Here is a 13486-nt window from a genome sequence, read left to right as displayed (position 1 = left end):
GGGCCATCCTTAAGGTTTATTTGCGCTGAGCGGCAAATTCGTTTTTCGCTTTCTGCAACTGCTGCTGGAAGGCCGGGTTAGTGTGCAGTGTCGCCACGACCGCTGAGGCGACAATACGCGCAGCATCCACATCGCTCTGCCAGTGGTAGCCACAAATCACCCGACTTTGCCCCAGATCGTAACCGCGTTTCAGGATCTGATCCTGCCTTTGCGGATTGATCTCGGCGAGCACCAGCGCGGTTGCCCAGCCGATCGACGTATGGCCGGAAGGATAGGAACCGTTTTTCGCCAGCGTATCCTGCTCTTTGGTGTTGCAGGTCGGTACGCCGTAGAAGGCAAACGGGCGAATACGCATGTATTTCTGTTTGGCGCCACGGGTGGCCAGCTCACCGGCATCTTCGATCATGTTGGTCAGCAGCTTATGCAACTGCGGCGCCTCTTTTTCGGTAATTGGCGAGCCAAACGCGGCAGAGAAGGCATTCGCCACGCCGCCTGCGCTCAGATTGGCGTCTTCAGCAGCCAGTTTACCCCGCTCGGTATTACGTAACAAACGGCCTTGCTCATACATGGCCTGATCGTTCAGGAAGGCAATGCTGCCCAATTCCGGCGGTGGCGGCAGTAGGGCAACGCTGTCGATACCCTGGGCGTTTTTCAGGTAGTAAAGATCGGGTTTGGTGGTCGCGTCGTTTCCTGGAGGTACTAACGCCAGTGCGCTGGTAGACAGCAGGCTGGCAAGACAAAATGCGAGAATATTTTTTTTCATTAGCTATGGTTCCTTGGTGTTGGATAACATCCATGGCCCTTTCGGGCTCTGTCATATTTCTGCCACAATTCGTGAGGGATTAATTTGGCGTCGCTCGCAAAATGGCCGATGAAGGCAGACGCGACGGAAAAACAGGCGTGACCGCGGCGGGTTTCGTACGCTTAATGAGCAACAGCGCGCGAATTCAGATTGCCAGACTTATCACCTTACCGTTTGGGCGCTACCATAGCGGGATTGCAATGACAGGAGATGTCCATGAGCGAGCAAGCTATTCGTTTAACGCAATACAGCCACGGAGCCGGTTGCGGTTGTAAAATTTCCCCCAAAGTGCTGGATACCATTCTGCACAGCGAACAGGCGAAGTTTCTCGACCCGAACCTGCTTGTTGGCAACGAAACACGCGATGATGCGGCGGTGTACGATCTGGGTAACGGCACCTGCATTATCAGCACCACTGATTTTTTCATGCCTATTGTCGATAACCCCTTCGATTTCGGCCGCATTGCGGCAACGAACGCCATCAGCGATATCTTCGCTATGGGCGGTAAGCCGATTATGGCGATCGCGATTCTTGGCTGGCCAATCAGCAAACTGGCGCCTGAGATCGCACGGGAAGTGATCGACGGCGGGCGTTTTGCCTGCCAGCAGGCGGGGATTGCGCTGGCGGGCGGTCACTCCATTGATGCGCCGGAACCGATTTTTGGCCTTGCGGTGACCGGCGTGGTGCCGACGGAGCGGGTGAAGAAAAACAGCACTGCGCAGGCGGGCTGCAAACTGTTCCTCACCAAACCGCTGGGCATTGGCGTGTTGACCACCGCCGAGAAAAAATCCCTGCTGAAAGACGAACACAAAGGACTGGCGACAGAGGTGATGTGCCGGATGAACGTCGCCGGGGCGGCCTTTGCCGGCATTGAGGGGGTGAAAGCGATGACCGATGTCACCGGCTTTGGCCTGCTCGGTCACCTGAGCGAAATGTGCCAGGGCGCGGGCGTACAGGCGCAGGTCTGGTATCAGGATGTGCCGAAATTGCCGGGCGTGGAAGCCTATATCGCACAGGGTGCGGTACCGGGCGGCACCCAACGTAACTTTGCCAGTTACGGGCACCTGATGGGCGAGATGTCTGCGGATGTGCGCGATCTGCTGTGCGATCCGCAAACCTCCGGCGGTTTGCTGCTCGCCGTGTTGCCGGACGCCGAAGCTGAGGTGAAAGCGACGGCGGCGGAATACGGCATTGAGCTAAGCGCCATTGGCGAGCTGGTCAGCGCCCGCGGTGGTCGTCCGATGATTGAGATCCGTTAATTCGATGCGGTTATTTATTGCCGAAAAGCCCAGTCTGGCCCGCGCCATTGCCGATGTGCTGCCAAAGCCGCATCGCAAAGGCGACGGCTATATTGAGTGCGGTAATGGCCAGGTGGTGACCTGGTGCATTGGTCACCTGCTGGAACAGGCGCAGCCCGATGCCTACGACAGTCGCTATGCGCGCTGGAATCTGGCGGATTTACCGATCGTGCCGGAAAAGTGGCAGTTGCAGCCACGCCCATCGGTGTTGAAACAAATCAACGTCATCAAGCGTCTGCTGGCCGACGCGGAGCAGGTGGTACATGCAGGTGACCCGGATCGTGAAGGGCAACTGCTGGTCGATGAAGTGATTGACTACTTGCAACTGGCCCCGGAAAAACGCCAGCAGGTGCAGCGCTGTCTGATTAACGATCTGAACCCACAAGCGGTGGAACGCGCGATCGAGCGCCTGCGGGCGAACAGCGAGTTTATTCCGCTGTGCGTGTCGGCGCTGGCGCGTGCGCGTGCGGACTGGCTGTACGGCATTAACATGACCCGCGCCTATACCTTGCTCGGCCGTAATGCCGGTTATCAGGGCGTGCTGTCGGTGGGGCGCGTGCAGACGCCGGTGCTGGGGCTGGTGGTGCGTCGCGACGAAGAGATTGAAAACTTCGTCGCGAAAGATTTCTTCGAGGTTAAAGCGCATATCGTTACGCCCGCCGGGGAACGGTTTACTGCGCTATGGCAGCCGAGCGATGCCTGCGAACCCTATCAGGATGAAGAGGGGCGCTTGTTGCATCGGCCGTTGGCGGAGCATGTGGTCAACCGCATCAACGGTCAGCCCGCTTTTGTTACAGCTTATAACGATAAACGGGAATCAGAACTGGCGCCGTTGCCGTTTTCCCTTTCGGCACTGCAAATTGAAGCCGCAAAGCGTTACGGGCTTAGCGCGCAGACCGTGCTGGATATCTGCCAGAAGCTGTACGAAACCCATAAGCTGATTACCTATCCGCGTTCGGACTGCCGTTATCTGCCGGAAGAGCACTATGCCGGACGGCATGCGGTAATGAACGCCATTGGCGCGCACGCGCCGGGTTTACTGCCGCAACCGGTGGTGAACCCGGATACCCGCAACCGCTGTTGGGACGATAAAAAAGTCGATGCGCACCATGCCATTATTCCTACCGCGCGCGCCTCAAAGGTGAATCTCACCGACAACGAAGCCAATATCTACAACCTGGTGGCCCGTCAGTATCTGATGCAATTCTGCCCGGATGCGGTATTCCGCAAATGCCAGATCGATCTCGATATCGCCAACGGTAAGTTTATTGCCAAAGCGCGGTTCCTCGCGGAAGCGGGCTGGCGCACGTTGTTAGGCGCAAAAGAGCGTGATGAAGAGAACGACGGCACACCGCTGCCGGTGGTTGCAAAAGGCGATGAGCTGCTGTGTGAAAAGGGCGAAGTGGTGGAGCGTCAGACTCAGCCGCCGCGCCATTTTACCGACGCCACGCTGCTTTCCGCGATGACCGGGATTGCGCGTTTTGTACAGGACAAGGAGCTGAAAAAGATCCTGCGCGCGACCGATGGTCTGGGCACAGAAGCTACCCGCGCCGGGATCATTGAGCTGTTATTTAAACGTGGGTTTCTGGTGAAGAAGGGGCGCTATATTCATTCGACCGATCCCGGACGGGCGCTGATCCACTCGCTGCCGGAAATGGCGGCGCGCCCGGACATGACCGCACACTGGGAGTCGGTGCTGACGCAAATCAGTGAAAAAGAGTGCCGCTATCAGGACTTTATGCAACCGCTGGTCGGCACGCTGCACGAGTTGATTCACCAAGCGCGCAATACGCCGGTGCGTCAGTTTCGTGGTCTGGTGGCGCCTGGTGGAGAGAAGAAGAAGAAAACCTTTGCGAAAAGCCGGGGGAAAAAACAGCCGCCTCCGGCAGAGGCGACGGTTTCGTAGCACCGCAGGCCGGATAAGGCATTGATGCCGCTATCCGGTCTGCGGAAGCAGGGTTAAATCACACCCTGAGCCATCATCGCATCGGCGACTTTGACAAAGCCCGCAATGTTGGCACCGCGCACATAGTGCGTCTGTTTACCCTCTCCGCCGTACTCCACGCAGGCCTGGTGAATATCAAGCATGATATGGTGCAGGCGGGCATCCACTTTTTCTGCTTTCCAGCCCAGGCGGGCGGCGTTTTGCGCCATTTCAAGACCTGAGGTGGCGACGCCCCCTGCATTGGCGGCTTTGCCCGGCGCAAACAGCACGCCCGCGTCAAGGAACAGCTCCGTGGCTTCGATGGTAGTTGGCATGTTGGCTCCTTCCGCTACGGCTTTTACGCCGTTGGCGATAAGCACGCGGGCGGCGTCGGTATCCAGCTCATTTTGCGTGGCACATGGCAGGGCGATATCCACCGGCACGGACCAGGGTTGTTGACCAGCGAGATAGGGCAGACCGAACTCTCGGGCGTAATCCGCAATGCGTCCATCGCGGCTGGCTTTGATTTCACACAGGCGTGCCAGTTTTTCTGCAGTAAATCCCGCTTCATCCACCACCGTACCGGCAGAGTCGGACGCGGTGATCACCCGTGCGCCAAACGCCATCGCTTTTTCAATAGCGTATTGCGCCACGTTACCGGAACCGGAAACGGCGACGCGCAGCCCTTCAAAACCCAGACCGTGGCGCTTGAGCATGGCTTCGGTAAAGTACACCAGTCCATAACCTGTGGCTTCCGGGCGGATCAGGCTGCCGCCAAACGAGAGCCCTTTGCCGGTAAAGACGCAGGCAGTGTTGTTGGAGAGTTTTTTCATCATCCCGGCCATAAAGCCCACTTCACGCGCGCCAACGCCGATATCCCCGGCCGGAACGTCGGTATCCGCCCCCAGATGGCGATACAGCTCGCTGATCAGCGCCTGGCAGAAGCGCATCACTTCACCATCGCTTTTGCCTTTCGGATCGAAATCGCTGCCGCCTTTACCGCCGCCCATCGGCAGGGTGGTGAGGGCGTTTTTGAACGTTTGCTCAAAGCCGAGGAACTTGAGGATGGATAAATTCACCGAAGGATGAAAACGCATTCCGCCTTTGTACGGGCCGATGGCAGAGCTGAACTGTACACGCCAGGCGCGGTTAACCTGCACCTGGTTACGGTCATCAACCCAGGCCACGCGGAACTGAATGACGCGCTCCGGTTCCACCAGCCGTTCCAGCAGTGAAAACTGGCGGTAGCGTGGGTTCGCGTCAAGGAAGGGCCAGAGGGTTGTCATGACTTCACGAACGGCCTGGGAGAACTCGGGCTGGTGCGGATCGCGTTGTTGAACATAAGTGAGAAATGATTCAAGAGAGTGGGTCTGATCCATAGATATAAATTTCTCTTATCGTATAGGTGGGAATTTTGTGTTGTTGTGCGCAAAAAAACGGCGCTTTCGGACTATAACATCCGCAATGCGGCAGGCCGCAAGGGAAAAATTCGCTCACCAGGCAAATTAATAACCGCCTCTGTGTCATAACTAAAAGCGATGATGGTGGAAATTAAAGTCCTGCGAAATAGATCCGTTATAGTAATAAGTGGAGTCAATCAGAAAGGACAGGTTATGACCCGTTTCAGGTGGATCGCTGCGGTGGTACTGGTTGCCGCATCCGGTAGTGTGCTGGCTGAGCGTTTACCGTCGCCCGGCGTTGAAGTGAATATCCCGCCGGAAGTGTTCAGTTCCGGCGGGCAGACGCAAACAACGCAGCCCTGTCTTCAGTGCTGCGTGTATGGCAATCAAAACTATACGGAAGGGGCGGTGATCAAGACGGAAGGCGTGCTGCTGCAATGCCAGCGTGATGAAAAAGCCCTGTCGACTAATCCGCTGGTCTGGCGGCGTGTGAAGCCATAAAGGCTTCCAGCAGAGGGATGTCCGCCGGAGCCAGCGCGTGTTGCAGGGCTTCGGCGGGCGTACACCATATCAACGCACTGTGGTAATGCCGCAGCGGTTCACCGCTGAATGTCACCACATGCCAGGCGTGCAGTGTGATAAGGCGGCCGGAGACTTCCCGCTGGTGGCTGGCGACATAGCGCGCCGGTTCTGCCTCAATACCCAGTTCCTCACGCAGTTCGCGCGCCAGCGCCTGCGGCTGACTTTCGCCGGGCTCCACTTTCCCACCGGCAAATTCCCATAACCCGGCCTGATCCGCCTGCGCGGGGCGCTGAGCGAGCAAAATTTTGCCGTCGCGTTCAATAATCGCTGCCACCACATCGAGCGCTTTTACTGTTGTCATTGCCAGATTGTTCCCATTAATGCTGCTGACTCCACTCAAACCAACCGCCGTCATACACGGCGATATCCTGCCACCCCAGCGACCAGGCAACCAGAAACGCGAGCGAGGCACGCCAGCCCGTACCGCAATAAAACACCACGCCCTGAGCCGGGCAGATCGCCTCTTTCGCCCACAATGCGGCGATCTCCTGCGGCGGGCGCAGGGTGCCATCCGGGTTGTGGTAGGCGTGGATATACTGGTTCGTACCCTCTGCATGCCCCCAGCGTGCACCCGGAATATCGCCGGCAGTGGCGATATAGTCATAGCCGCTTACCGCACCGCTGAACTCTGCCCAACTGCGCACGCTTACCAGCACGGTATCACCACGTTGGCGCAACGCGCGGGTTTGCGCCAGATTGCGCAGCAACTGCGGTTGCGCGGGGAGAGGTACACCAAAATTTTGGGGCGTCACCATTGGTGGAGAACCTGCAATCTGCGCCAGCCCGGCCTGTTGCCAGCATTGCCAGCCGCCATCCAGCAGGCGCACATTCTGGACGCCGGCATACAATAAAATATGCGCCAGTCGTTCCGCCGCGTAATTCTGGCGGCCATACAGGATAACCTGCGTATCAAACCGCAGGCCGTGTCGTGCTAACACCGTGCGCAGGGTCTCCGGCGGCACCACGTTCCACAACGGCAGGCTTTCCACCTCATGGGTGTCGATATACCCCGCACCGGCAATGTGCCCGCTGCGATACGCCGCTCCGTGATCACAGCCCACTTCCAGCAACCGCCATTCTCCGACGAGGCTGGCGGGTGTCTGGCGCTGGCGGAGAACATCATCCAGCCACTGTGTCGTGACCCACGGGTTGAGTGGGCGCGGTGGTGACATTCGGATCAGACCTTAAATTTGGCCCACACCGGTGCATGATCGGAGGGTTTTTCCATGCTACGGATGTCGTAGTCGATTCCGGTTTCGATGCAACGTTCGGCCAGCGGCTGGCTTGCCAGCAGCAAATCGATACGCAAGCCGCGGTTGTCATCAAAACCTTTGGAGCGGTAGTCGAACCACGAGAAGCGATCCTGGGTGTCCGGGTGAGCTTCGCGGAAGGTATCCACCAGTCCCCAGCCTTTCAGTCGTTCCATCCACTCACGCTCTTCCGGCAGGAATGAGCATTTTCCGGTGCGCAGCCAGCGTTTGCGGTTCTCTTCACCAATGCCAATGTCCAGATCCGTCGGGCTGATGTTCATGTCGCCCATGATCAACACCGGGTTCTCTTTTTTCAGCTCGGTTTCAAGGAACTGTTGCAGATCCTGGTAAAACTTCTCTTTTGCCGGAAATTTCAGCGGATGGTCGCGACTTTCGCCCTGCGGGAAGTAGCCGTTGATCACGGTGATATTGCCGAGTGGCGAAGGGACCTCCGCCATGATAATGCGGCGTTGGGCTTCTTCACCGTCATTCGGAAAACCACGGCGTACCGAAATCGGGGTGTCCTTGGTCAGTAGTGCGACCCCATAGTGGCCTTTCTGCCCGTGGTAAAACACGTTGTATCCAAGGCGCGCCACCTCTTCGAGAGGAAACATATCGTCGTGCACTTTCGTTTCCTGCAGTCCGATAACATCCGGTTGATGCTGTTCCACAAGCGCTTCAAGTTGGTGAGGTCGGGCGCGCAGGCCATTGATATTAAAAGAGACGAATTTCATAGTCGCAGCCACTTAGCAGAGTGAAAGATGCAAAGATGTTAGCAGAGTTTATGTTTCGCAACTGCCACTTATTGGCTCAGCCCCTGATTCGCCCACGTCTTTGAACAAAAAACACCCCGGATGCCCTGTTTATGGGCAGGTTGCTCTAAAACAGGGCAGGTGATGAAAATTAATTTCGCTGATGATCACAGTTCCGGTATTAATTATTCTTATTGCATAAACCCTCGCATCATCCCGCCTGCCATCACTCTCTGATGTCAATTTATTCACTTTTTATGCAAATAAAATGAATAGCGACAGGTTGTAAGTCATTGAAATAATGTTGTTGAACGCCGTTTATGCATTTTTACAGCTAGCTGGCATGAACTGTGCAATCTACATTTACAGCGAAAGAGTTCATATTTATTAACATTTAATCAACTATTCATTTACCGGATGAGGTCGCTATGTCTATGTCAATTACGCGTGAAAATTTTGATCAATGGATGTTGCCAGTCTACGCGCCAGCGCCTTTTATCCCGGTTCGCGGTGAAGGTTCACGCTTATGGGATCAGCAAGGGAAAGAGTATATCGATTTCGCTGGCGGTATTGCGGTCAACGCACTGGGTCATGCGCACCCGGCGCTTTGCAAGGCGCTAAGCGAGCAAGCGGCGAAGTTCTGGCATACGGGTAACGGCTACACCAATGAGCCGGTGCTGAAGCTGGCGAAGCGGTTGCTGGACGCGACGTTTGCCGATCGCGCCTTCTTTTGTAACTCGGGTGCCGAGGCCAATGAAGCGGCGCTGAAGCTGGCACGCAAATATGCGCACGACACCGCAGGCCCGCAGAAGAGCGGTATTGTGGCCTTCAAGAATGCATTCCACGGTCGCACGCTGTTTACCGTTAGCGCCGGGGGGCAGCCTGCGTATTCGCAGGATTTCGCGCCGCTGCCGCCGGAAATCCGCCATGCGGTCTACAACGATTTAGCCTCCGCCCGAGAGTTGATCAATGACGACACCTGCGCCGTGATTGTGGAGCCGATACAGGGCGAGGGCGGTGTCTTACCGGCCACGACGGCCTTTTTGCAGGGGCTGCGCGAACTGTGTGACCGCCATCATGCGCTGTTGATCTTTGACGAAGTGCAAACCGGCGTTGGCCGTACCGGCGAGCTGTATGCCTATATGCACTATGGCGTCACGCCGGATGTCCTCACCACGGCCAAGGCGCTGGGTGGCGGATTCCCGATTGGCGCAATGCTCACCACTGAAGAGTTTGGCCGCGTGATGAATGTGGGCACCCATGGCACGACTTATGGTGGCAACCCGCTGGCTGGGGCCGTGGCGGGCGCGGTACTGGATATCGTCAACACCCGCGAAACCCTCGATGGGGTTAAGCAGCGCCATCAGTGGCTGACGGAACAACTGACCGCATTGAATAACCGCTATCACCTGTTTAGCGAGATCCGCGGTTTGGGGTTGTTGATCGGCTGCCAGTTGGCTGCGGAGCATACCGGCAGTGCGAAACAGATTGCGCAACTGGCGGCAACCGAAGGGGCAATGATACTGATTGCCGGGGCGAATGTGGTGCGTTTCGCGCCTGCGCTGAATATCAGCGAGGAGGAGATCCGCACCGGGCTTGCGCGCTTTGCCCGCGCCTGTGAAAAATTCATTGCGGGGTCCTCATCATGATGGTGATCCGTCCTGTCGCCAGCGGCGATTTATCTGCGTTAATGTCTCTCGCCGGGAAAACCGGCGGCGGATTGACCTCATTACCGGTGGATGAAGCCACGTTGTCCGCGCGCATTGAGCGCGCCCGCCAGACCTGGGCCGGCGAACTGCCGAAAAGAGAGCAGGGTTATGTGTTTGTGCTGGAAGATACGCAAAGCGGAGACGTGGCGGGGATTTGCGCCATCGAAGTCGCCGTTGGCCTCAACGATCCCTGGTATAACTACCGGGTGGGCACGCAGGTGCATGCATCGAAAGAGCTGAACGTCTATAACGCGCTGCCCACGCTGTTTCTCAGTAACGACCACACCGGCAGCAGTGAACTTTGCACGCTGTTTCTTGACCCCGGCTGGCGTAAAGAGGGGAACGGTTATTTGTTGTCCAAATCCCGCTTTCTGTTTATGGCGGCGTTCCGCGACTGCTTTAATGAAAAAGTGGTGGCCGAGATGCGTGGGGTGATTGACGAACACGGCTATTCCCCGTTCTGGGAAAGTCTGGGCAAGCGCTTTTTTTCGATGGCCTTCAGCCGGGCGGATTATCTGTGCGGTACCGGGCAAAAGGCGTTTATTGCTGAGCTGATGCCCAAGCATCCGATCTATACCCATTTTCTCAGCGAAGAAGCGCAGGCGGTGATTGGCGAGGTGCATCCGCAAACCGCGCCTGCCCGGGCCGTTCTGGAGAAAGAGGGTTTTCGCTACCGCAATTACGTCGATATTTTCGACGGTGGGCCAACGCTTGAGTGCGATATCGACCACGTGCGGGCGATCCGCAAAAGCCGTCTGGTGGAAACAGGCGAGGGGCAACGGGCGCCAGGCGAATGGCCTGCCTGTATTGTTGCCAATGAGCAATACCAGCAATTCCGGGCCATGCTTATTAAAGCCGACCCCGCCACAGAGCGGTTGTTGCTCACACCAGCAGAGCTGGATGCGTTGAAATGCCAGCCGGGCGACACCGTACGACTGGTCCGCCTTTGCGCCGAGGAGAAAACAAAATGAGTAACTGGATTAATGGCGACTGGGTAACCGGTCAGGGCGAACGCCGTGTGAAGACCAATCCGGTGAGTCACGAAGCACTGTGGCACGGTTTTGATGCCGATGCCGCGCAGGTTGAAAAGGCGTATCAGGCGGCGCGAGCGGCGTTTCCACAGTGGGCGCGGCAGCCCTTCAGCGAACGGCAGGCGATAGTGGAAACATTTGCCGCGCTGTTGGAGGCCAACAAACAGGCGCTGGCGGAGATCATCGCCCGTGAAACGGGGAAACCGCGCTGGGAAGCGTTAACGGAAGTCACCGCGATGATCAATAAAGCCGCGATTTCGGTGAAGGCTTACCACACCCGTACCGGAGAACAGCATACTGAAATGGCCGATGGCGCGGCCACGCTTCGCCATCGCCCGCACGGTGTGCTGGCAGTATTTGGCCCCTATAACTTTCCGGGACATTTGCCGAATGGCCATATTATTCCGGCGTTGCTGGCGGGAAATACGCTGCTGTTTAAACCCAGTGAGCTGACGCCGTGGAGCGGCGAAGCGGTGGTGAAATTATGGGAGCAGGCGGGGTTACCTGCCGGGGTGCTCAACCTGCTACAGGGTGGGCGCGAAACCGGGCAAGCGCTGAGTGCCTTACCGGGGCTGGACGGCTTGCTGTTTACCGGCAGCGCGCATACCGGTTACCAGTTGCACCGCCAGCTTGCCGGGCAACCGGAGAAGATCCTCGCGCTGGAGATGGGCGGCAATAACCCGCTGATTGTTGAAGATCCTGACGATATTGATGCCGCTGTGCACCTGGCGATCCAGTCGGCATTTATCACCGCCGGGCAGCGTTGTACCTGTGTCCGCCGCTTGCTGGTTAAGCGGTCGGCGGCCGGTGATGCCTTCCTTGAACGCCTGGTGGCGGTGAGTGCGCGTCTGATCCCGCAAGCCTGGAACGCGGAACCTCAACCGTTCCTGGGGGGACTGATTTCGCAACAGGCGGCGCAGCACGTCTATCAGGCCTGGCAAGCGCATGAAGCACGTGGAGGGAAAACCCTACTTGCGCCGCGCATGCTTGCTGAAGGCACCTCTTTGCTGACGCCGGGGATTATTGATATGACCGGCGTGGAGCAGGTGCCGGATGAAGAGGTTTTTGGCCCGCTGCTGTGCGTATGGCGCTACGATGCCTATCAGGACGCCATCGCGCTGGCAAACGACACTCGCTATGGTCTGGCCTGCGGGTTGATCTCCCCTGATCGGGAAAAATTCGACCAGCTCTTGCTGGAAGCGCGCGCCGGGATCGTTAACTGGAATAAACCGCTGACTGGCGCAGCCAGTACCGCGCCCTTTGGCGGCGTTGGCGCATCCGGTAACCACCGCGCCAGCGCATGGTATGCCGCAGACTACTGCGCCTGGCCGATGGCGAGCCTTGAAACGGCGGATTTAACGCTGCCGCAGACGCTCAGTCCCGGTCTGGATTTTTCCCGCGAGGAGCAGCCATGAAAGCGCGTGAGGTGAATTTTGACGGTCTGGTCGGTTTAACGCACCACTATGCAGGGCTGTCATTTGGTAACGAAGCCTCGACCAGACACCGTTTTCAGCAGTCAAACCCACGGCTGGCGGCAAAACAGGGGTTGTTGAAAATGAAGGCGCTGGCGGATGCGGGCTTTCCGCAAGGGGTGATCCCACCGCATGAGCGCCCTTGCTTGCCGGTATTGCGCCAGTTGGGCTTTAGCGGCAGCGATGAGCAGGTGCTGGCAAAAGCGGCTGCGCAGGCACCGCATCTGTTGTCCGCTGCCAGTTCCGCATCGGCGATGTGGGTGGCGAATGCGGCGACGATCTGCCCGTCAGCGGATTCCCTCGATGGGAAAGTGCATCTTACTGTCGCCAGTCTGAACAATAAATTCCACCGTGCCATAGAAGCGCCCACGACCGAAGCCGTGTTACGCGCAATCTTTCGTGATGACGCGCATTTTTCCGTGCATCCGGCGTTGCCGCAGGTGGCGATGTTCGGCGACGAAGGCGCGGCAAACCATAACCGTTTTGGTGGCGATTATGGCGAGCCGGGCGTGCAGCTCTTTGTCTACGGCCGGGAAGAGAGTGCGCAAACTGCGCCTGCGCGCTATCCGGCGCGCCAGACACGGGAAGCCAGCCAGGCGATCGCCCGTATCAATCAGGTCAGGCCACAGCAGGTGCTGTTCGCCCGGCAAAACCCGGACGTCATCGATCAGGGTGTGTTTCATAATGATGTGATTGCGGTGTCGAACCGACAGGTTCTGTTTTGCCACGAACACGCTTTTGTCGACCAGCCGCGTTTGCTGGCGGAGTTGCAGGCGCGGGTACCGGGATTTATGGCCATTGAGGTGCCGGACAGCGCGGTGTCGGTGGCGGATGCAGTGGCAACGTATCTGTTTAACAGCCAGCTACTGAGTCGTGACGATGGCAGCATGATGCTGGTATTGCCACAGGAGTCGCAGACACACGCGGGCGTTTGGCGTTATCTGAATGCACTGCTGGCGCAGGATAACCCGGTGAGCGAGTTGCAGGTCTTCGATCTGCGGGAAAGTATGGCTAACGGCGGGGGGCCGGCGTGTTTACGTCTGCGCGTGGTGCTGACCGACGCCGAGCAGCAGGCGGTTAACCCGGCGGTAATGATGAATGACAGTCTGTTTACGACCCTCAATAACTGGGTCGATCGGTATTATCGCGATCGTCTGACACAGGCTGATTTGGCTGATCCGCAGTTATTGCGTGAAGGGCGCGAAGCGCTGGATCGGTTGACGCAGTTGTTACATCTGGGGTCCGTTTATCCATTCCAGCGTTAA

General features: G+C 57.6%; 12 protein-coding genes. 7 read left to right on the top strand and 5 right to left on the bottom strand.

The annotated features are described in order from the left end of the window. Positions 1 to 16: 16 nt before the first annotated feature. Entirely contained in the window at positions 17 to 763 is a 747-nt protein-coding gene (gene phoC / locus ACQ3G7_RS14735; RefSeq protein ID WP_430890369.1) for an acid phosphatase PhoC, read from the bottom strand. A gap of 255 nt (positions 764 to 1018) precedes the next feature. Here phoC and selD point away from each other — a divergent pair, with 255 nt between their 5' ends. Together selD and ACQ3G7_RS14725 are read left to right on the top strand one after the other, a co-directional pair. Continuing rightward, positions 1019 to 2062, top strand: coding sequence for a selenide, water dikinase SelD (gene selD / locus ACQ3G7_RS14730; protein ID WP_430890368.1), 1044 nt, complete (start codon positions 1019 to 1021; stop codon positions 2060 to 2062). 4 nt (positions 2063 to 2066) lie between these two features. Then, positions 2067 to 4007: a DNA topoisomerase III gene (locus ACQ3G7_RS14725; RefSeq protein ID WP_430890367.1), complete on the top strand. Its 1941-nt coding sequence runs from the start codon at positions 2067 to 2069 to the stop codon at positions 4005 to 4007. Between the two features lie 53 nt (positions 4008 to 4060). Here the strand turns inward: ACQ3G7_RS14725 and gdhA are convergent, their stop codons facing one another. Further along, positions 4061 to 5404: an NADP-specific glutamate dehydrogenase gene (gene gdhA / locus ACQ3G7_RS14720; protein ID WP_430890366.1), complete on the bottom strand. Its 1344-nt coding sequence runs from the start codon at positions 5402 to 5404 to the stop codon at positions 4061 to 4063. A gap of 234 nt (positions 5405 to 5638) precedes the next feature. Between gdhA and ACQ3G7_RS14715 the strand changes: the two genes are divergently transcribed. Continuing rightward, positions 5639 to 5926, top strand: a complete 288-nt coding sequence (locus tag ACQ3G7_RS14715) for a DUF1496 domain-containing protein (protein WP_061495037.1) — start codon at positions 5639 to 5641, stop codon at positions 5924 to 5926. On the opposite strand, the gene ACQ3G7_RS14710 is transcribed toward ACQ3G7_RS14715, so the two are convergent. From ACQ3G7_RS14710 to xthA, 3 genes are read right to left on the bottom strand one after another with little or no spacing between them, the layout of a single operon-like run. Beyond that, positions 5892 to 6308, bottom strand: a complete 417-nt coding sequence (locus tag ACQ3G7_RS14710) for a pyrimidine (deoxy)nucleoside triphosphate diphosphatase (protein WP_430890365.1) — start codon at positions 6306 to 6308, stop codon at positions 5892 to 5894. The two genes, ACQ3G7_RS14715 and ACQ3G7_RS14710, sit on opposite strands and share 35 nt — an antisense overlap. Positions 6309 to 6324: 16 nt before the next feature. Next, positions 6325 to 7179 carry a sulfurtransferase gene (locus ACQ3G7_RS14705; protein ID WP_430890364.1) on the bottom strand — a complete coding sequence of 285 codons (855 nt, stop codon included), beginning with the start codon at positions 7177 to 7179 and terminating at the stop codon, positions 6325 to 6327. 5 nt (positions 7180 to 7184) lie between these two features. Continuing rightward, positions 7185 to 7991: an exodeoxyribonuclease III gene (gene xthA, locus ACQ3G7_RS14700; RefSeq protein WP_263097023.1), complete on the bottom strand. Its 807-nt coding sequence runs from the start codon at positions 7989 to 7991 to the stop codon at positions 7185 to 7187. A 446-nt stretch (positions 7992 to 8437) separates the two neighbouring features. Between xthA and astC the strand changes: the two genes are divergently transcribed. From astC to astB, 4 genes are read left to right on the top strand one after another with little or no spacing between them, the layout of a single operon-like run. Beyond that, positions 8438 to 9658, top strand: coding sequence for a succinylornithine/acetylornithine transaminase (gene astC / locus ACQ3G7_RS14695; RefSeq protein ID WP_430890363.1), 1221 nt, complete (start codon positions 8438 to 8440; stop codon positions 9656 to 9658). Then, a complete protein-coding gene (gene astA, locus ACQ3G7_RS14690) occupies positions 9655 to 10689 on the top strand; it encodes an arginine N-succinyltransferase (protein ID WP_430890362.1) in 1035 nt (344 codons plus the stop codon). Before astC ends, astA begins: the two co-directional genes overlap by 4 nt. After that, entirely contained in the window at positions 10686 to 12164 is a 1479-nt protein-coding gene (astD, locus tag ACQ3G7_RS14685; protein ID WP_430890361.1) for a succinylglutamate-semialdehyde dehydrogenase, read from the top strand. Before astA ends, astD begins: the two co-directional genes overlap by 4 nt. Next, positions 12161 to 13486: an N-succinylarginine dihydrolase gene (astB, locus tag ACQ3G7_RS14680; protein WP_430890360.1), complete on the top strand. Its 1326-nt coding sequence runs from the start codon at positions 12161 to 12163 to the stop codon at positions 13484 to 13486. The genes astD and astB overlap by 4 nt, the downstream gene beginning before the upstream one ends.

It is taken from the genome of Kosakonia sp. N21 (assembly GCF_050587465.1).
Lineage (GTDB): Bacteria > Pseudomonadota > Gammaproteobacteria > Enterobacterales > Enterobacteriaceae.
The sequence above is the reverse complement of the archived record's forward strand: the minus strand, read 5'-3'. Positions and strand labels throughout refer to the sequence as shown.